19 protein-coding genes and 1 tRNA gene are annotated in these 20145 nt (G+C 45.7%); 9 read left to right on the top strand and 11 right to left on the bottom strand.

Annotation, left to right across the window (positions count from 1 at the left end; all coding sequences use genetic code 11):
• The first annotated feature begins 146 nt into the window (after positions 1–146).
• Both DKW60_RS05555 and DKW60_RS05550 read left to right on the top strand, forming a co-directional pair.
• Positions 147–959, top strand: a complete 813-nt coding sequence (locus DKW60_RS05555; RefSeq protein WP_109836674.1) for an ABC transporter ATP-binding protein — start codon at positions 147–149, stop codon at positions 957–959.
• A gap of 14 nt (positions 960–973) precedes the next feature.
• Positions 974–2209: a phenylacetate--CoA ligase family protein gene (locus DKW60_RS05550; RefSeq protein WP_109836673.1), complete on the top strand. Its 1236-nt coding sequence runs from the start codon at positions 974–976 to the stop codon at positions 2207–2209.
• Positions 2210–2537: 328 nt separating this feature from the next.
• On the opposite strand, the gene DKW60_RS05540 is transcribed toward DKW60_RS05550, so the two are convergent.
• Positions 2538–3119, bottom strand: coding sequence for a gamma-glutamylcyclotransferase (locus DKW60_RS05540; protein WP_109836671.1), 582 nt, complete (start codon positions 3117–3119; stop codon positions 2538–2540).
• 330 nt (positions 3120–3449) lie between these two features.
• Between DKW60_RS05540 and DKW60_RS05535 the strand changes: the two genes are divergently transcribed.
• The 5 genes from DKW60_RS05535 to DKW60_RS05515 all read left to right on the top strand — a co-directional run bounded on the left by DKW60_RS05535 (position 3450) and on the right by DKW60_RS05515 (position 8083).
• Positions 3450–4679 (top strand): RtcB family protein, encoded by a 1230-nt coding sequence (locus DKW60_RS05535; RefSeq protein WP_109836724.1) that lies wholly within the window; start codon positions 3450–3452, stop codon positions 4677–4679.
• 204 nt (positions 4680–4883) lie between these two features.
• The gene (locus DKW60_RS05530; RefSeq protein WP_109836670.1) at positions 4884–5093 is read left to right on the top strand and encodes a hypothetical protein; all 210 of its coding nucleotides are present in this window, start codon (positions 4884–4886) and stop codon (positions 5091–5093) included.
• A 189-nt stretch (positions 5094–5282) separates the two neighbouring features.
• A complete protein-coding gene (locus tag DKW60_RS05525; protein ID WP_109836669.1) occupies positions 5283–6179 on the top strand; it encodes a DapH/DapD/GlmU-related protein in 897 nt (298 codons plus the stop codon).
• A gap of 260 nt (positions 6180–6439) precedes the next feature.
• The gene (locus DKW60_RS05520; RefSeq protein WP_109836668.1) at positions 6440–7165 is read left to right on the top strand and encodes a hypothetical protein; all 726 of its coding nucleotides are present in this window, start codon (positions 6440–6442) and stop codon (positions 7163–7165) included.
• A 36-nt stretch (positions 7166–7201) separates the two neighbouring features.
• Positions 7202–8083, top strand: coding sequence for an ATP-binding protein (locus DKW60_RS05515; protein ID WP_109836667.1), 882 nt, complete (start codon positions 7202–7204; stop codon positions 8081–8083).
• A gap of 97 nt (positions 8084–8180) precedes the next feature.
• Here the strand turns inward: DKW60_RS05515 and DKW60_RS05510 are convergent, their stop codons facing one another.
• The 7 genes from DKW60_RS05510 to bioA all read right to left on the bottom strand — a co-directional run bounded on the left by DKW60_RS05510 (position 8181) and on the right by bioA (position 13952).
• Positions 8181–8660, bottom strand: a complete 480-nt coding sequence (locus DKW60_RS05510) for a PIN domain-containing protein (protein WP_109836666.1) — start codon at positions 8658–8660, stop codon at positions 8181–8183.
• Positions 8660–8992 carry a UPF0175 family protein gene (locus DKW60_RS05505; protein WP_109836665.1) on the bottom strand — a complete coding sequence of 111 codons (333 nt, stop codon included), beginning with the start codon at positions 8990–8992 and terminating at the stop codon, positions 8660–8662. The genes DKW60_RS05510 and DKW60_RS05505 overlap by 1 nt, the downstream gene beginning before the upstream one ends.
• Positions 8993–9141: 149 nt before the next feature.
• A complete protein-coding gene (locus DKW60_RS05500) occupies positions 9142–9993 on the bottom strand; it encodes an HNH endonuclease signature motif containing protein (RefSeq protein WP_109836664.1) in 852 nt (283 codons plus the stop codon).
• 4 nt (positions 9994–9997) lie between these two features.
• Entirely contained in the window at positions 9998–10747 is a 750-nt protein-coding gene (locus DKW60_RS05495; RefSeq protein WP_109836663.1) for an OmpA family protein, read from the bottom strand.
• A gap of 3 nt (positions 10748–10750) precedes the next feature.
• Complete coding sequence (locus DKW60_RS05490) at positions 10751–12139, bottom strand: MotA/TolQ/ExbB proton channel family protein (protein WP_109836662.1); 1389 nt, start codon at positions 12137–12139, stop codon at positions 10751–10753.
• Between the two features lie 327 nt (positions 12140–12466).
• A tRNA-Leu gene (locus tag DKW60_RS05485) sits at positions 12467–12553 on the bottom strand.
• A gap of 106 nt (positions 12554–12659) precedes the next feature.
• Positions 12660–13952, bottom strand: a complete 1293-nt coding sequence (bioA, locus tag DKW60_RS05480) for an adenosylmethionine--8-amino-7-oxononanoate transaminase (protein ID WP_109836661.1) — start codon at positions 13950–13952, stop codon at positions 12660–12662.
• Between the two features lie 119 nt (positions 13953–14071).
• Here bioA and DKW60_RS05475 point away from each other — a divergent pair, with 119 nt between their 5' ends.
• A complete protein-coding gene (locus tag DKW60_RS05475) occupies positions 14072–14512 on the top strand; it encodes an acyl-CoA thioesterase (RefSeq protein WP_109836660.1) in 441 nt (146 codons plus the stop codon).
• A 37-nt stretch (positions 14513–14549) separates the two neighbouring features.
• A complete protein-coding gene (gene queA / locus DKW60_RS05470; RefSeq protein ID WP_109836723.1) occupies positions 14550–15584 on the top strand; it encodes a tRNA preQ1(34) S-adenosylmethionine ribosyltransferase-isomerase QueA in 1035 nt (344 codons plus the stop codon).
• 72 nt (positions 15585–15656) lie between these two features.
• Here queA and lepB read toward each other — a convergent pair whose 3' ends face one another.
• The 3 genes from lepB to ilvD form a co-directional block, all read right to left on the bottom strand.
• Positions 15657–16346 (bottom strand): signal peptidase I, encoded by a 690-nt coding sequence (gene lepB, locus DKW60_RS05465; protein ID WP_109836659.1) that lies wholly within the window; start codon positions 16344–16346, stop codon positions 15657–15659.
• A gap of 34 nt (positions 16347–16380) precedes the next feature.
• Complete coding sequence (gene gshA, locus DKW60_RS05460) at positions 16381–17964, bottom strand: glutamate--cysteine ligase (RefSeq protein WP_109836658.1); 1584 nt, start codon at positions 17962–17964, stop codon at positions 16381–16383.
• A gap of 81 nt (positions 17965–18045) precedes the next feature.
• Positions 18046–19893 (bottom strand): dihydroxy-acid dehydratase, encoded by a 1848-nt coding sequence (gene ilvD / locus DKW60_RS05455; RefSeq protein ID WP_109836657.1) that lies wholly within the window; start codon positions 19891–19893, stop codon positions 18046–18048.
• Between the last annotated feature and the right edge of the window lie 252 nt (positions 19894–20145).

The raw sequence follows: 20145 nt of genomic DNA, 5'->3' as shown, positions 1-20145 counted from the left end.
TCTCTACTACCTCTCATGGCTATGGGTTTTGGTGGTGTTTTAGCGATATCGCATGCGACTCGAGCATCAGAACTATAGGACGAAGTTGAAATTTAGCTGCTTCTGGATGTAGCAGCGGGCCAACCGAACAACAACAACGGAATATTATGTCTACTGATAATACGATTCTCAGCATCAAGAATATTGAGGTGATCTACGATCACGTGATTCTGGTGCTTAAAGGGGTGTCGCTGGATGTCCCCAAAGGCGGAATAGTGGCCTTGCTCGGTGCAAATGGAGCAGGCAAGACAACGACTATTAAGTCTATCTCCAATATTTTGAAGACGGAGCGTGGTGATGTCACCAAAGGCTCTATCAGCTTTGAAGGTGAGCGTATTGAAAACTTGTCACCGACTGAACTGGTTAAGCGTGGTGTGGTGCAGGTCATGGAGGGTCGGCATTGCTTTGAGCATTTGACGGTAGAGGAGAATCTACTGACCGGTGCCTACACACGAAAAGACGGCCGCAAAGCCATCGCTGATGACTTAGAAAAGGTCTACAACTACTTCCCACGATTACGGGAGCGTCGCAAGAGTCAGGCGGGTTATACCTCTGGTGGTGAGCAGCAGATGGTGGCAGTGGGACGTGCGCTCATGGCCAGACCAAAACTAATTTTGCTGGATGAGCCATCAATGGGTTTGGCACCGCAGTTGGTTGAAGAAATTTTTGAAATCGTTAAAGCCCTGAATGAGAAAGAGGGGGTGACGTTTTTACTGGCTGAGCAAAACGCCTCGGTGGCATTACGTTATGCAACCTACGGCTACATTTTAGAAAATGGCCGGGTGGTGATGGATGGAGAAGCTGCTTCTCTGGCTGATAACGAGGATGTAAAAGAGTTTTATTTGGGATTGAGTGGTGGAGATAAGAAAAGCTTCCGTGATGTGAAGCATTATCGTCGTCGTAAACGTTGGTTGGCTTAAGGAAACAGAACTTTATGTCTGAATTTTATGATGCGCTGGAAAAGCGTACGAGTGAAGAACGTGATGCGGCGATTCTGGCCAGCCTTAAAGCCCAACTAGTCCATGCTAAAGCCAATGCACCGGCCTACGCAGAGAGCTTGGCAGACTTTGATGTGTCCGGGTTTAATAACACTGAACAATTAAGCGCATACCCTGTGACACGCAAATCTGAACTGATTTCACGACAGGCAGCGATGCGACCCTTCGGTGGTTTGACTGCCTATGGTCAAGGTCAGTTGAAGTACATCTTCTCATCGCCTGGCCCGATTTATGAGCCACAAACCTTAAGTGCAGACTATTGGCGATTTGCTCGAGGTTTGTATGCAGCGGGTTTTCGTAAAGAAGACTTGGTGCATAACTGTTTTTCCTATCACCTGACACCAGCGGGTGCGATGGCGGATAGTGGTTGTCATGCATTGGGCTGTGCTGTGATTCCGGCGGGGGTCGGGCAGACAGAGTTACAAGTGCATACCATTCATGATTTGAAGCCGACTGCGTACATTGGTACACCATCATTCCTGCGGATTATTTTAGAAAAAGCGGATGAGTTGGGTGTGGATGTCAGTAGCATCAAGAAAGCCATGGTATCGGGTGAAGCATTTCCACCGTCTACGCGTGCATTCTTTTTGGAGCGTGGTATTCAGGCGTCGCAGTGCTACGCCACAGCGGATTTGGGCATGATTGCCTATGAATCAACAGCGGACTCAGGTTTGATTCTGGACGAGGGCGTGCATCTTGAAATTGTCCGACCCGGTACCGGAGATCCGGTGGCTGACGGCGAAGTGGGTGAGGTGGTTATTACAACGTTCAATCCGGATTACCCATTGATCCGGTTCGCTACCGGCGACCTTTCGGCGATTATGGAAGGAGAGAGTCCTTGCGGCCGTACGAACCGCCGTATTAAAGGCTGGATGGGGCGCGCTGATCAAACGGCTAAAGTGCGTGGTATGTTTATTCACCCTGAACAAGTTGATCAGGTAGTGAAGCGCCATCCTGAAATTCAGAAAGCGCGACTGGTGATTGAGTGGATTGATGAGAGTGATCAGATGACGTTACATTGTGAAGTGGCAGATGGTTCAGATGATCTTCGTCAGTCAGTTTCTGCCAGTATTCGTGAGCTTTGTAAAATCCGTGGTGCGGTTGAGCTTGTCAGCCCTGATAGTCTGGCCAATGACGGCTTAGTGATTTCTGATCAGCGGCAGTACGACTGAGCCCATCATCATGGGCGGCACTTATTAACTAATATCCTTCATGCAGTCTTCAGCAGTGTGGTGCTCAGGATGCCCACACTGGTGATTTTTAAGGAGTCTTTCTAAAATTTTGATCTTAATCGGCTGTGTTGGACTCTGATCATTGCTCTTAGCACTTTCTCGACACAAAGCTTGATAATTACGCAGGATACTACAGTCAGGGTTGGCCTGAATTTTATTTATATTCATTATTTTACACTCTGTTTATTGATTGCTTTTATAGAGGGGGGCAATCCTTATTATTTAGTGTAATCATGCCACAGTTTTAAGTGTGTTGATTATCCATCTGTCAGACGGTCTGGCTAAGATTGCTTATTTTATGGGCGATTATTTCAGCTGCGTCACCTTCCGCCGGAACATAACGAGGGTATATAGGCTGTGATCTGTCATCCAATACCGACGTCCATGCGCCCGTGCTCTGAATGAAGTTGTCCACGCCCTCAGGTCCAAACCACTGATAGTAGCCAAACAAGACTGTTTCCAGATAAGACCATAGGATTGGCTTTGCTGCTTGAGCATATTCTCCGTTCTGCAAAACGTACATCTGTGTATCGTTGGTTGGCGCGCTTGTGATCAAGGCAGCTGGAGCATCTGAGCAGTGTGCTTGTGTCATCCATTCCTGAGGTGTTAGTACACGCCTTAAATAGCCCACTTCGCGGGTGTCCAATTCCTGCCAATCATCTTCCGGCACTTGCGCCATTAAGCCCTGGATTGCTGAAGACTCATCCGGCTCGACACTTAAAAACGCATGCTCATAGCACTTATTATTCACCCAAATACGCCGCCAGCCATCAACCTTGGCCGCAGTCACCGGTTGGTAGCGATGTGTTGCGGTATTAACGAGTGAGCCGAATCCAAAAAAGCACGCCATGGTTTTCCTTATTAAGTGGGTAATGGTTAGCACTCAATGATGAGATGTTGTGTGTAATTTGGCAATAGGCCGCAGCAATTGATTGGAGTAGAAGATGCTTTGAGGGTTGGAGAGGGGATTGGGCGTTGCAAACAGTATAGAGTCTCTTGGGTTATCTATTTGGATATAAAATACCCTTAAAAATATTTAAAAATTAATATTAGACGTAGTGCTGCAATTATTGGTTTTCAGATAAATATATAAATATCAGTATGATATGGGATTTTGATAAAAGTTGGCATAGCAGCTGCAATGTAATATCTGAAAATAATGAAAAGCAAGGATATTGATATGAACACTCCATACGAAGTGATGTACGACAGCCAGACTCAAAATGTACCCGTAAAGTCATGGACACGCGGTGTACAGTTTGACGATAACTCACGTCAACAGCTTCGCAATATGTCGACCATGCCATTTATACACAAATGGGTCGCCGCGATGCCAGATGTGCATTTGGGGCGTGGTGCCACTATTGGTAGTGTGATTCCAACGATTGGTGCGGTGATTCCTGCGGCGGTAGGTGTGGATTTAGGGTGTGGAATGATGGCGGTGAAAACCAGCTTGCGTGCCGATCAATTACCGGATTCACTCGCTGCGATTCGTTCCGGTATCGAGGCGAATGTACCGCACGGATTCATGGCAAAAGGTAAAAGCCGAGACACCGGAAACTGGGGAGATATCCCTGATGATGTCATGCAGGCTTGGTTATCACTGAAAGACGGATTTTCAGCGCTACAAGACAAGCATGCGTTTTTGAAAAACGGAAATAACGTGAATCAGCTCGGTACGCTGGGAAGCGGAAACCACTTCGTCGAGCTTTGTTTGGATGAAAACGACGCGGTGTGGGTGATGTTACATAGCGGATCGCGTGGTGTTGGAAACCGTATCGGTATGCATTTTATAAACCAAGCCAAGAAAGATATGGAGCGTTGGTTTATTAATCTGCCGGACAAGGAACTGGCTTATATTCCGGAAGGGAGTAAGCACTTCGGTGAGTATATTAGTGCGGTGTCATGGGCGCAGGATTATGCGCGGGTGAATCGTGAGGTGATGATGGCGCGTACGCTTGAAGTGTTGCGTAATAACATTGATGAGCCATTTGAAGCACGCACTGAAGCGGTGAATTGCCACCATAATTACATTAGCCGCGAACAGCATTTTGATAAAGATGTCTGGGTAACGCGTAAAGGTGCAGTGAGTGCGCAAGCCGGTGAAATGGGGATTATCCCCGGAAGCATGGGTGCGAAGTCATTCATTGTGCGTGGTCTGGGTAATGCTGAAAGTTTCTGCAGCTGTAGTCACGGTGCAGGACGTGTGATGTCACGAACTGAGGCAAAACGTCGTGTATCAATGGATGAGCATTTAGCGGCTATTGAGGGTGTTGAGTGCCGTAAAGACGCCGGTGTGTTGGATGAAACACCGGCTTCTTATAAGCCGATTGAGGCTGTGATGGCTGCGCAGCAGGATCTGGTTGAAATTGTGCATACTTTGAAACAAGTTGTGTGTGTAAAGGGGTGATGTCGCAGCGCACTGTGCTATGAAAACACTTCGCCTCCCTGTTTAATGGACAAGCTCATTAAACGACTCGGAAGGCGCTTATTTAATAGCACAGTGAGCTGCTACTTTGGTGAGCTGAGAGAAATGGTGATATGAATTATCGAAAGTTATTACAGATGAGGGGCTTTGGTTTCACTTGACGATTAATCGTTTAGGAGATCAGAGATGGGTAGATATTACCGTTTCCCAAAAACTAAGAATGAAGCAACACAGTATTATGTAGTATTGGAATATTGTGAGTTCTTTGAGATGAATGTTCGCAGTAAACGTCAGGCTAAGGTATTGCCTGATCTTTATAATAATGACTTCGATCTGATGCGTGAAAGATCACGTAGCTGGAAGTCACATCGTAAGACTCAATGGAAAGATAAATGAATATCTCAGTGGATATCTTTGGTTTGTTAACGACAGTCATATTGATATGGCTAATTGTCCTGGCTATCGCTAAAGGTCTGAAGTGGTTTAAAGGGTAATATTGATCTGTTGCAGGGTAGGCTTTAAACTGCGGGCCATTACCTTGGGCGCAAGCTCAAATTTTTACCCCATTGACTGTAAGGAAGACAAATGACAATCAAGCGTGTTGGTCATCGATATATTGACGTTGCTAGTGGAAAAACAATTGATACGTGGTTTCCGCGTGCTAACAAAGAGATCGCCAGAAGCTGTTTAGCGCAGAAAGTGGGTGTAATCAAAAGCGATTTTGTTGAGATTGAAATCGATGTGACAGAAGCGCCAGCATCTACGGAAGACGTTTATCTAAGGCTTCATTTGTTGTCTGAGTGTGCCTTCAAGCCACATGAAATCAATCTGGATGGCATGTTCGGTATGTTGCCGAATGTTGCATGGACTTCAGCAGGACCAGTGTTACCAGCGACTGTCGAAGAGTTGCGTGGTTTGATTGCTGCTGAAGATCAGCACATCACCATTACTTCAGTGGACAAATTCCCACGTATGACGGATTACGTCATGCCAGAAGGTGTGCGTATCGGTGATGCGGATCGTGTTCGTTTAGGTGCGCATCTGGCATCAGGTACAACAGTGATGCACGAAGGTTTTGTTAACTTCAATGCAGGTACACTGGGTGATTCAATGGTTGAAGGCCGCATTAGCGCAGGTGTGATTGTTGGTAAAAACTCTGATATCGGTGGTGGTGCGTCTACTATGGGTACGCTGTCTGGTGGTGGTAAGACTATTATTTCAGTTGGTGAGAAGTGCCTGTTAGGTGCTAATTCTGGTTTGGGTATTCCGCTGGGCGATGAGTGCATCATTGAGTCTGGTTTATACCTCACTGCGGGTACTAAGGTTAAAACGCCTGAAGGTGAAGTGGTTGCTGCGCGTGAATTAGCAGGTAAATCTGGTTTGCTGTATCGCCGTAATAGTGTGTCCGGTGCGGTTGAAGCGGTTGCTACTGACTCCGGTTTGTGGGGCGGCTTGAATGAAAGTTTGCATAGTAATGACTGATGTTTAATTAAGTCTTAGTTGACGTGCTAAAGATTGAAGAGGCCGGTGAGAAATCATCGGCCTTTTTTCGTTCCGAGCATTCATCTTGAAGATGTTTGGTATTTTGACGATACGCATGTATCAAACGAGCTAGTGTATGCGTCAAATATTGCATTTCAGTTTTAAGTATATATTAAGATTTTTTAACGTAAAATTGTGCCATTATGAGTCTTTTGAAAACATAAAATAGTCACTGATTGGTTATATGGAAAAGGAAGACCATGTCTCAAGAAACCCCAAGGAATGTAGCACCTAAGTATGAAATTTTTGTCTTTAGTTATTGGTACTACCCCTTATTCCTATTGTTTTATATCACTCCGATCATTCTTTCCTTGATTTATAACGAAGATATTGAAGCGGTAGTTGGAGTAGATTTTACTGCTTATTTTGTGTTGTCGCTGGTGATTATTCCGTATTTTTTTGTTAGTTACATTACTTCCCGGCTAACCTGCCTCCCAGTGAGAGTAAGTTTCGATGAGCAACAGATTACTGTTGAATACTTCGCTCGTAATTTAAAGCGTGTGAAGAAAGCCGAGACGTGTCGGTTGGACGACATAGCTAGCTTTAAAGATGTCCATTTGAGTGGCGGTACCTTTCGACTGAAGCTTACTAACGGAGAGACTTTTTCCTTAAATCCAAGTGGCTGGCAGAAGAAAGACAATGATTATGACCGATTGCTGAAGGATTTTAAGCAGCATGTGCAAACCTTGAATCCTGATGGCTTAGGTAAGACGATTAAGTATGCAGATTTTTACACTAGCGCTTGGGGTAAGGTGCTGTACCGACTGAGCCTTATTGCTTTCTGGGGAGGTGTAGTCATGTTGATTTTCACTGTTTTTATCCCAGATCCTTTTGATTGGGCGATGCTAAAAGCGCCATTTGTATTAATGTTTGTTAGTGTCGGATATATTGCTAAGTATTCTAGGTGGGATAGTGATGAGGATTAGATTACGAAATTACACCCCTAAAATCATAATCAAGTTATGAAAATACACCCCAAAAATAATAATCTGACAAGGTGGCCGTTACGACAGTATTATTTTGTGGGTGGCATGCCGGAAGCGGTGGCGGCTTATGCGGAGAGCCGAAGCTTTCAGGCAGTGAGTGAAGTGCATAACTCGATTATTGACACCTACCGTGAAGACTTTCCCAAGTACGGAAACCGGCGTGACCTCAATCGTATGTTAAAGGTGTTCAACTTTGCCGCACGCAATGCAGGAGTAAAGGTTAAATACAGCAATATCTCTCGGGAAGAACAAAGCGCTACACTGAAAAAAGACTTGGAACTGCTTTGTATGGCACGAGTAGTCAGCAAGGTCGTGCATAGTCATTGCTCAGGACTACCATTGCAGGCGAGCCTGAATGAGAAATCTTACAAACTACTGTTTTTGGATGTTGGATTGATGAATGCGATCAGCGGACTCAACGCTCAGGCCATATCGCAAATGGATGATCGCAAACTGATCAATGAAGGCGCGATTGCGGAACAGTTTATTGGTCAACACTTGCAAGGCTTACTATCTGAAAGTCCTAATCGTGAACTCACTTATTGGTTACGGGAAGGGCGTTCCTCCAATGCTGAGGTGGACTATGTGGTTGCCTTATCTGGTGAGATCGTACCGATTGAAATCAAGTCGGGAGCCAGCGGAAGTATGAGGTCATTGCATCAGTTTATGGGAGAGAAGCAGTCGCGGATGGCGGTGCGTTTTGATGCGTCGTTGCCTTCGGTTACTACTGTCGAGGCACAAATTACATATGGTAATCAGTCCAAAGAGGTTAGTTACCCGCTGTATTCATTGCCGTTGTATTTGGTGGAAAGGCTGGGTGATATTGTTGGGGCTGTGAGTAAAAAATTAGTTGTTTAGGTTTATTAGCTCTCCGTACACCATCCGAATCGTTTGATTTAGTTTAGCATGAGAGTCATGAAACGGCTGATTGCCCAGAAAGTAAACTAAAGGAGTGTTAAACTAGCAGCGTCGTTCGCACTTGAACTTGCAACATCTGAGACAGACGCAAACCATTTTCGACCGCTTTATCAAGTAGTGCAATAGCATCCGTGGCAGATAAGATTCCCTTACGTTTTGCTTGGATTAGTAGCCCAGCAAAGCCTGTAACTTTGACACCGAGTTGCTTGGCAACCTGTCGACCTTTACGCTCATCTATAATCAGTGGGAGTTCAAGGGCTATTGCTAACTCAATAGCATTAGCCTCACCTGCATCAAGCACTGATAATAGTGAGTTTAATCGTTTAGACGTCTCAACTTGAGTGATTTGGAGGCAGTTAAATTCCTGAAGCTTGTGATGAATGCTTGGCGACCCAACTTTCATTTCATCCAGTACGATGCTCGGAATAAGTACTTTGTCGAATAGCTCACATAATATGTACAGTGATTCTAACTTCTCTAACACGATTAGGCTTGTTGTGTCGCTTGCAATAATCATCAAGAAACAGGGAAAAGTTCGTCTAGTGTTTCTAAGTCCTCAGCTAGGTCGTAATCAGCGAAAGGTATATTAAGCTCACCAAGTAACTCTAGTGCTTCATGCTTATTCATGTCTAGCGTCTTAGCCAGTTGCCCAAGACTGATATCACCATTCTTAAATGCTTTTAGTGACATCCAGCGCTTAAGACCATTCTCCATTAAGTTGTTGTCGAATGGTAATGCGACGCCTAAGGGTTCACCGCGTCGTGTGATTAGCATGTATTCATCAGCTAAGAGTGTTTTGCTGAGTTTTGCTGGGTTGGTTTGTAGTTCTTTTATGCCAATAGTATTCATGGGAAATTCTCAAGTACTACGTTAAAGGAGTATGTAGTCAATCTAACACGGCTGAAAAAGATCACAAACAGAATTTTAACCGCAAAGCGAAAATCTCGGGGGCTTGCCCCCGAGTTGGACAGTGTACAATGGCATAAAGCCATGTGAGATTATGTGCGTTTCTGAGTAAACCGGAGGTCTAATACTTTCTTCCTATCCTCTGCTTTGATACCTTTTTTCATTTGTTGATGGTGTGGTTGTTCAGCATGACAAAGTATACACAAAGCTTCGAGATTACTTAGCGTATTGTCACTTTTGACACCACTTTTGTGATGCGTATGGAGAAGGCTTTTATGTGACTCTAGGTTAACTTTACAGTTTTCACATTGCCAATTACGAGACTCTCTGAATCGGCTTGATATTTCAGCCCAGTCTTCAGGGTACCCATCAGTACTTCCTTTTCCCGCTTTACGGCTAGGTTTCTTTTTAAAATGTGGCTTATAGCACTCAAAGAACTCCTCCAAAGAGAAAGCCTTGAAAACTGCTCCTTTATTTGAATTGTAATTATTATAGTTCAATTTACTGAGGCAATATTTGCAGACGTTTAAGTTAGCACTACCTTCTAAAGGCTCTTTGCTTGGATATTTAAAACCGCTGATATGAAAAACACCACTTGTATTGTTGGTGATCACGTATCTTTCAAAGCGCCCAACTGTTTTCATACGCTCCAAGGCAGTACAAAATGAGACATGATATTTGTTGCCGTTCTTACCATTTTGAAGGGTATTTTCAACTTTTCCCCCATGGTCTTGAATATAGAGTAAAACCTGCTCTCCATCATATTCAAGAGGCCCTGCCGTAGATGGTATGACTACTGATAAAGGGACTCTTATACCTTTTTTTAGCCGAGCTGCAGTCGACCCGAAAGAGGGAGTGTCGGATGGTGGACTGAAATTTACCTGTACTGCCCCCATTTTTTTGACAGCTTGATTGAGTGCGCTAAAGTCCACCTTGATCTTCATAGTATTACCCTTCAATAATTTTGAGGATCTGTGTTTCGGAGTTTGTGATTAGCCGGAAAGTAACACGTCTTGAGCGCTTTACATCCTCAGAACCATTGATAATTATTCTTTTTGATGAGGAGTAGCCGACAGCAGCTATATTTTCTTTAATCCATTGCCGTTGGTTTCGTACTGATTCAATGTTATACACATAGGATAAAACTGACCGAGTCCGCCCCTGGGATAGATCCATATTTTTGAAGTATGCATCATCTATGCTAGCACCACTTCCCCAGCGTGAACTTGTATGCCCCTCAATTCTTACCTCTTCAATAGATCCCTTAAATTTGTTGATAACACTCAGATACCTTGGGAAAAAGTCATCTAATATCCTCTGGAATGTCGGTTTAACAGAGATTTCTCCTATATCGAAGAGGACTTCTGGGGATTGGAAGTTGAAGGAAAGGTCTTTCTTGCTGATAGCAGCATCCCATAACACAAGATCTGATCGAAACTCAGACATCAGTGCATCATAGATCCTCACCTTATTGTCTTGGTACGCAGCAGCAATTTCTTTGACTTTGTCTCGTTCTACTTGGTAAGTTTCTGCTAGTTCCTTGACATTATCGCGCTCAATTAAAGCATTTCTCATTAGTACGATGGAGATGAACAGGAATACCATCATTAAACCAGCCATAAGATCCGAAACTGATAACCATTGGTTGTCATCTTCCTGTTCATTTATTGAGGTTTTGCCAATAATTGAATCAAGCATTTTTTACCTTCCCGCCATTTGAGTGACTTTCTGCATAGCATTTACAAGCTCGGTGTAGTCCTCCACAAACTTACCCGTTATGGATGCGAGGTTTCCTCCCAATTCTGACATCGCGCTGCTGATTTCCTTAGATAATGCTTCGTCAATCCTATCCACTTTGCTGTCAATCGCCTTCTCTGATTTTTCAGCAGTTTTTTCAACCGACTCCTCAATTTTGAGAAAGTGTTTTTGCATTTCAGATGTTTGTTTCTCTACAAGCTCGGTAACTGTTTTCTTGAGTTGATCCTGTATAGTTTCAATCTGCTCTTCGAAGGATCGTTGAACATCTGCTGTTTTCTCGGATAGCAGTTGGTATCCTTCACTGGCTATATCCGATGATTTTGCTATCTCCTGAATAGTTTTTTCGACGTGTTTTTGAATTTCGGGAAATGCGCTAACCGCTTGCTCTTTTACTTCTTTAAAAGCTTCAAGGTGTCTTGATAATTCATCAATTTGGTGCTGATTAGTTTCTAGTACGGGTTTGAGTTGAGCCATTGAGTCAGGAATTGTTTTTGATTCGTTGCTTATGGTGGTTACAGATGTTTCGATTGCAGTGATTGCGAGCACACCTTGAGCATATTGCTTTATCATTTCATTGAGTTGCTGACTGTACTGATCCTGCCAACCAACTAGCTTAGTTACAGAGGAGTCTAAGGCTTTAAAGTTGTCTCCAAATTGTTCAGTGATTTTCTCATTAAAGTCTTTAATGACATTTCTTAGTGCCTCAATAATTTGCTCTGTAGCAGATTTTGACAACATCTCAGAAACCTTGTTGAGGTTTATCCAGAGCTCATCAGAGAACTGGTCAAAAGCTTTCATTTGATTTCTATGGTTATCGTTTGAGTCTGTACGAAGTAGTTTGAGCTGGCTAGCTAGGCTTGAGTCTTCACCTCCGGAAATCGCTAGTTTTAATTCCTTAAGGTGGGAGTTTTGTTCGGAAAGAGCATTTAAAATATCCTTTGGTTCAACATCGATACTTTCTTGGTTGTCGGCTTTTTTTGTAAAAAGCGTTCTAAAAATTGCTATTAGTCTAAAAACTATTGCAGCTGCCATTCCAACAAGACTAGTAATGAAAGCTGTTTTTAAGCCATCGAGAAGCGTTTCAATGCTTGCATCTATGTCTTTAGGGTTGAAGTCTAAGAGACCGATAACAACTCCAATAAAAGTTCCAAGTATCCCAATTGATGTTAGTAAAGCAGGCGTGCTGGTAGTAAGGTTTCTCCACTTACCTATGAGGAGGAACAATAAAGAGAAGAGAAACTGACCAGCTATTACATACAGCGCAAAATTGGTTATTGTGTGAGCTTCTGTTGTACTCAGGATGTCTTCGAATAATGTTGCCCAGTCAAACATTTGAATGCCTTTGGAGTTAATTTACCTACAGTATGCTGAAGAGATTAACAGTTTTCTATGGCTTGTTTTATATATTATTTTTAGTTTGAAATGTTCTGGTGTGATTAATTAGTTTCTTTATTGACGTATTTATAGTACTTTAAAGAATACTTAGTGATCGATTTTTCTTTTTTTTAATGTTTAATGGGGTCGGTTTCCCATGGGTGGCGAGGGGAAAATAGATTTTAAGGCTTGTTGTTGATACGGGTATGAAGAGAATAAAAAAGCCCTTGATGCTATTAGCAACAAGGGCTTTCGTACTAAGAAGAGTTTTCTTAGATTTAAATATGGTGCCGGGAGGGGGAATCGAACCCCCACTCTCTTTCGAGAACCGGATTTTGAATCCGGCGCGTCTACCAGTTCCGCCATCCCGGCAAATGGGCAGTGATGCCCGAAGTGAGCGCGTATTCTACCTTATTCCCATCAATTGTCATGAACTTTTTTGCCCGATATATCAATTTTCTGTGTTGCCAGCGGTCTTTTACTGCTGATTCATCTCAGAAACCACCGTACAGATAGCAGAAGTCAGCTTTTTCAGCTGTTCCGGCTCGATAATAAACGGCGGCATGATATAAACCAGCTTACCAAATGGACGAATCCACACGCCTAGTTCAACAAAGCGCGGCTGTATCCAGTGCATATTCACGGCTTCATTCAGTTGCACCACACCAATCGCACCTTTTGCCCGTACATCAGCGACGATATCCAACTCACAACAGGTGGATAGTTCCTCCAGCATTTGTTTCTCGATTTGTTTAACGCGCGTTTGCCAGTCAGATTCCAGTAATAGCTTGGTACTCGCCAAAGCTACGCTACACGCCAGCGGATTCGCCATAAAGGTTGGCCCGTGCATTAACACGCCTTGTCCGTCACTGCCGATACCCATGGCGACTTTGGCACTGGTGAGCACAGCGGCCATGGTCATATAACCCCCTGTAAGGGCTTTGCCGAGCACCAGAATGTCCGGTTCAACATCAGCTTGTTCGTAGGCGAATAGCGTGCCGCTGCGACCAAAGCCGGTGGCGATTTCGTCGAGGATTAGCAGTACATCATAGTGGTCGCACAGCGCACGTAGTTGTTTGAGGTAATTCGGGTGATAAAAACGAATGCCACCGGCATTTTGTACCATGGGTTCCAGAATCACGGCAGCCGTTTCATGGTGGTGTTGTTCGATCATGTGTTTGAAGGAGTCAATATGGCTGTCGTGCCAATCGTCAGCGCTGCGACTTTGTGGAGGCGCATCGGCAAACAGGTGCTGTACCAGTATGCCGGTGAACATATCGTGCATGCCGTTGACTGGATCACACACTGACATGGCGGCAAAGGTGTCGCCGTGGTAGCCGCTGCGTACGGTGAGGAGTTTATTTTTCTCCCCTTTGTCCTGAGCAATCCAGTATTGCAGGGCCATTTTGATGGAGACTTCGACGCCCACTGAGCCGGAGTCTGCAAAAAACACATGCTGTAAATTGTCTGCCGTCATATCAATCAGTTGTTTTGCCAGATTGACCGCAGGGGCATGAGTGAGACCGCCAAACATGACGTGCGACATTTTCCCTAGCTGTTCAGTGGCTGCTTGGTTGAGTACGGGGTGGTTATAACCGTGTAGCGCGGTCCACCAGGATGACATGCCATCGACCAATACTTCGCCGGTTTCCAGTGTTAGTTCGACGCCACTGGCGGAAGCAACAGGGAAGGCAGGTGTGGGGTGTTGCATGCTGGTGTAGGGGTGCCAGATGTGGGCTTTATCATACGCAATCAGTTGTTCTGGGGTCATGGCGTTCCTGAATGGTGCTTTCTGGTTTACAATTGCGCGCTATTGTAGACCAAAGCAGTGGGTCTGGATAATGCCGTCACACTTCAGCGCTATAAAAATCAGAAGATAAGGACGTAATAATGTCGCAAGAAACTAGAGGCCGGATCACGACACGTACCATGGCCATGCCGGGGGATACTAACCCTTCCGGGGATATTTTTGGGGGATGGGTGTTGTCGCAAATGGATATCGCGGCGGGTATTTGTGCAGGACAGCGTGCGCAGAGTCGCGTGGTGACGGTCGCTGTAGATGGCATGAGTTTTATCCAGCCGGTTAAAGTGGGCGATATTTTAGGGATTTACACCGAAGTTGATCGGGTAGGGCGCACGTCGATTGATGTACATATCGAAGCTTGGGTTCGCCGTGGTCGTATCGGTTTGCGCGAGAAGGTGACTGAGGCGACGTTTAAATTTGTCTCGGTGGATGATGATGGTAAGCCGACACCGGTGCCTGCTGTTGAGGATTTACCTGAATACGCGCCCCGTATTAAAAAGACAGCTAACGACGAAGCTGAAGATTAATCGTAAAGACTAGGGATAGATGTCAGTGACTCCAACCATGAAACTGAGTGATTTTGATTATGAGCTGCCGAATGAGTTGATTGCTCAGCAGGCATTGAGTGATCGTGCCGCCAGCCGTTTGCTGGTGGTTAAGTCTGAAGGTGTCTGCGAAGACAAGACATTCCGCGATATTGTGGATTTGATCCAGCCGGAAGACTTGTTGGTGTTTAACAATACCAAGGTGTTGCCGGCGCGTTTGTTCGGGCAAAAATCAACCGGTGGACAGATCGAAGTATTGGTTGAGCGCTTGCTGGACGAGCACTCTTTGCTCGCTCATGTTCGCTCCAGCAAATCACCCAAAGCTGGTGCGCGATTGACGTTGGAGGGTGGATTTGAGGCGGAAGTCATGGGGCGTCAGGGCGCGTTGTTTGAGCTGCGTTTTGAGTCTGACGATCACAAGACCGCTATCGAATTATTGGAAGCACACGGACACATGCCGCTACCGCCGTACATTGAGCGTAGCGACACCGAAGATGACCGTGAGCGTTATCAGACGGTCTTTGCTGAGCGTCCGGGAGCCGTTGCTGCGCCGACCGCTGGTTTGCATTTTAATGAAGAATTATTGAATGCGCTCAAGGCTAAGGGTGTGGCCACGGCCGAGGTGACATTGCATGTTGGCGCGGGGACGTTTCAGCCGGTGCGGGTCGAGGATTTATCAGAGCATGTGATGCATTCTGAGTGGATTGATGTGCCACAGTCAGTGTGTGATGCGGTCGCTGCGTGCCGGGCGCGTGGTGGTAAGGTAGTTGCGGTTGGAACAACCACAGTGCGTAGCTTGGAGTCAGCAGCTATGACGGGTGAGTTGAAGCCGTTTCAGGGCGATACGGATATCTTTATCACGCCGGGTTATGAGTTTCAGGTAATTGATCGTTTGATTACTAATTTTCATTTGCCGAAATCGACATTGCTGATGTTGGTGTCGGCTTTCTCAGGCTATGAAACGATGATGCAGGCGTATAAGCATGCGGTTGAGCAGAGGTATCGTTTCTTTAGTTATGGGGATGCGATGTATTTGTCGCGACTGGAGGAATAAGGTTGGCTGAATGATCGCGATTGCTCAGTTTATACAGGTTTGGTGCCTGAGTAATCGGAGTGATGTGAGACCTCAGTAAAGACTTTTCCAAAAGCGCTCCCAGCGTGGACTCCAGTCTTCCAGATGGCGCGCTGACAGCAAGATCACAAAAGCACGTCCACGTAGTTCGGAACGCGGTGCAACCCCGTAAACACGGGAGTCCGAACTATTATCACGATTATCACCCATAAAGAAATACGTCTGCTCAGGTACTGTGAGGGGTGGCATATTACGGTAGGCGTTATATTTTGACTGGTCGATCAACATGATATGTGGGTCCATGTCATCGCTGGATTCCATTATATAAGTACCGGGCGCACGGTCTGGTGCCATCTTGGGGATTCGTTCATCCTTTTCAGGCAGTGTTTCATAGTTGGCGAATGTGCCGTTTATAATCAGTTGATTGTTAACAATTTCGATGGTGTCACCGGGTAGACCAACCAGGCGCTTGATTAGGCGTTTACCTGATTTTTCAGAGCTAAACACAATGATATCACCACGTTCTGGCTGCCCTAGCTGCATCAGGGAGATGTCGGTGAATGGCACTTGTAAGTCATAGGCCATTTTATTTTCGACGATGACATCCCCTTCCAGAATTGTCGGTTTCATTGAGCCGGTAGGCACAGGATGCCAATCAATCACGCTGCCTCGAACTACGAATAACAGTAGTAGAAATAACAGAAAGCCGCGATTATTTTTTAGTATTGTTATGAGTTTAGTCATTATTTAGTGGGTTTCCATCCGGTGTCGTAACACCTTAGAGGCTTCCTTCGAAGTATTGTTGCAAAAATTTTCCAAAATCAATTTGTGGTTCTGCTTCCAGAGCCTCTTGTGCAGCGAGTGATTCCGCAGCCTTTGCCGTGAAGCTTTCCCATTTCGCTTTAGTTAGTCCGCGCTCCATAAAATAATCACGATGTTGCTGGGACTGGTGACGTGCGAAATCGTAATAACTGCTATGCTCTGTCATCATTTTGTCCAGCACATTAGCCGATGGTGTCAGCGATGAGTCTTCGAAGAGTTCGCGCTGTTGCTTTAGTGCTTTTTGATAACAGGTGTTGCTATGCGTTTGGTCAAGCAGTTTGGCGACCGGTAGCATCGCATCCATCAGCTCAAGTCCCCAGTGTTGAAGACCAACAGCTTCACCGTGACGAGTGAGTTCCAGACCGGGTTTGCGACCACGGTGGGCAACGGTACTTTGGTTTCGGTCGATCTCGCGGCTTTCATCCTCAGTAATGAGCGGACTCTCCTGCAGCATGCAAAACAGCATAAATACCTCAAGGTAGTATAGCTGCATGTGGGTAATGCCGGCAGGGTGGAAGGCATTGATATCGACTGAGCGTAGTTCGACATAGCGAATGCCGCGGTGTAACAGTGAGTCGATCGGTTTTTCAAAACCACGCAATATTTGCTTTGGGCGAACCGTACTGTAGTACTCATTTTCGATTTGCAGGATATTGGCATTGAGCTGACGATAATGACCATCCACTTCAACGCCGATTTCTTCGTAACCTTCATATGGGGTGGTAATGGCTGCCCGTAAGCTATCGGTGTAGCTTTTTACCGAGCTGTAGTCTGCCTTAACACCGACTTTGTTGGATTTACGGTTGGTATAACCAATATCGCCCATGCGCAGTGACGTACCCCAAGGCTCATAAAAGGTATTGTCATTGAATGTCTGCATAGTTTCAGATGGCGGATTGCTACCCAGAAACGATTTACAAATGGCTGGTGAACAGCCAAATAAATAAGGAATAATCCAGCCATAGCGCTGGATATTGCGGGTCATGCCCATGTAGCGGTCGTTGGAAAACTCGATACGCTCGCCGCTGTCTTTATCCATCTCCTGAAATACTGGCCAGAAGTCTTCTGCGATGGAGTGATTGAAATGAATCCCGGCGATTACTTGCATCATTTTACCATAACGCCACGCCAGTCCTTGACGATAAACGCGCTTCATACGCCCACCGTTTGAGGTGCCGTAGTCGGCTATGATGATGTCTTTCTCGCCGTTGATGATACACGGCATGCTGGAGGTCCAGAGTAGTTCATCTTCAAGCTCCTGATAGACAAAGGTTTCTATGTCTTGCAGGAAGTCTAAGGATTTATAGGCGTAATCACACGGTGGAGTAATTAACTCCATTAAAGACTCAGAATAGTCCGTGGTAATCCAGTCGTTTTTGAGGGCAGAACCGAGTTGTTTAGGGTGTGGCTTTTGAGAGATGTAGCCATTATCGTCAACTCGCAGGCTCTCTTTTTCCAAACCTGTCATCGAGCCTTTCAGCAGGCGCTGTGCATTATTGTCTTCAATCCACCGGATTCGCTGATTCAGTAAGTTATACAAAGCTGGCCCCTAAACGGTTTGTTTCATAAAAAACACCCCGGCGATGAGGCCGGGGTGTTGATTCTTGACGAGTATTGTCGATTACTTTTCTATCTGTGATACGTCGCGAACTGCGCCACGAGATGCAGATGTTGCCATCGCAGCATAAGCACGCAAAGCAACGCTGACTTGACGGTCACGGCTCACTGGTTTCCATGCTTTAGCACCACGTCCTTCCATTTCAACACGACGTGCAGCTAATTCATCATCACTGATCATGACGTTAATCTTGCGGTTCGGGATATCGATTTCAATAGTATCACTTTCCTCTACCAAACCAATCGCACCACCTTCAGCAGCCTCTGGTGAAGCATGACCAATGGATAGACCCGATGTACCACCGGAGAAACGACCGTCAGTGATTAACGCACAGGCTTTACCCAGACCTTTAGATTTCAGGTAACTGGTTGGGTAGAGCATTTCCTGCATGCCCGGGCCACCACGTGGACCTTCGTAGCGAATCAACACAACATCGCCCTCAACGATTTCGTCCGCTAAAATTGCAGCCACAGCGGCATCCTGAGATTCAAAAATGCGCGCACGGCCGGTGAATTTTAGGATGTGCTCATCAACGCCAGCGGTTTTTACCACACAGCCATCTAGCGCGATGTTTCCGTAAAGCACTGCCAGACCACCGTCTTTTGAGTAGGCATGTTCAATATCATGGATACAGCCGTTAACCGGATCTAAGTCCAGCTCCCAACGTTTGTTTTGGCTGAAGGCTTGTTGTGTCGGAACATTACCCGGCGCCGCACTGTAGAATGTACGGACCGCTTCATCGTCTGAACGCGCGATATCCCAGGTTTCTAACGCCTCACCCATGGTTGGGCTGTGAACGGTTGGTACATCGGTATGTAGCAGGCCGCCTCGCTCCAATTCACCCAGAATACGCATTACGCCACCGGCACGATGCACGTCTTCCATATGGAATAATTGAGTCGCCGGAGCAACTTTACTCAGGTTAGGCACTTTGCGAGATAAACGGTCGATATCATCCATGGTGAAATCAACTTTTGCTTCGTGTGCTGCTGCTAGCAGGTGAAGAATGGTATTGGTCGAGCCACCCATGGTGATGTCGAGACTCATCGCATTTTCAAAGGCTTTGAAGTTAGCGATATTACGTGGCAGGGCTGTTTCGTCATCCTGCTCATAGTAGCGACGTGCCAGACTCACGATTTCACGGCCAGCGCGCTTAAATAGCTCTTCACGGTCTGCATGAGTTGCTAACAAAGAACCATTACCAGGCAGTGACAAGCCTAGTGCTTCAGTCAGGCAGTTCATAGAGTTAGCCGTAAACATACCAGAGCATGAACCGCAGGTTGGACACGCTGAGCGCTCCATGGTCATGACGTCTTCATCAGATTGGTTGCTGTCAGCAGCGGATACCATCGCGTCAACTAAGTCCAGTTTGACTACTTTACCCTGAATCACGCTCTTACCTGATTCCATTGGGCCGCCGGATACGAAGATTACCGGAATGTTTAAGCGTAAAGCCGCGTTAAGCATTCCCGGTGTGATTTTGTCGCAGTTTGAAATACACACCAGTGCATCGGCACAGTGAGCATTGACCATGTATTCCACTGCATCGGAGATTACTTCACGAGAGGGCAGGCTGTACAACATACCGTCATGACCCATGGCAATACCGTCATCAACCGCAATCGTATTGAATTCTTTAGCGACACCACCTGCTTTTTCAACTTCACGCGCGACTAACTGACCGAGATCTTTTAGGTGAACGTGGCCCGGTACGAACTGTGTGAAAGAATTAGAAATGGCGATAATGGGTTTATCAAAGTCACCATCTTTCATGCCTGTGGCGCGCCATAGTGCTCTGGCGCCTGCCATGTTACGGCCGTGGGTGGTTGTGCGTGAACGATATTCAGGCATGAGGAAAATCTCCGGATCTATATTTGTGTATCGGGCATTCTACCCCTCTGGAGATCACTTTTGAACAACGTTACCGGAATCTGTTGTTGTTTTGTTGCGGTATGCTTAGCTGATGAAGTGTCTTATTGGTGATTCGATGGCGTGATCAACCAAAATAACCTTCTTGATTTCCGGTTTCTTCTGTTTCGGAGGTACACGAACGCAACCACTTGCGAGCGGTATGATGAGCAACACAGCCAGGTAACTTATTAT

It is taken from the genome of Leucothrix pacifica, assembly GCF_003172875.1.
GTDB lineage: Bacteria > Pseudomonadota > Gammaproteobacteria > Thiotrichales > Thiotrichaceae > Leucothrix > Leucothrix pacifica.
The sequence above is the reverse complement of the archived record's forward strand: the minus strand, read 5'-3'. Positions and strand labels throughout refer to the sequence as shown.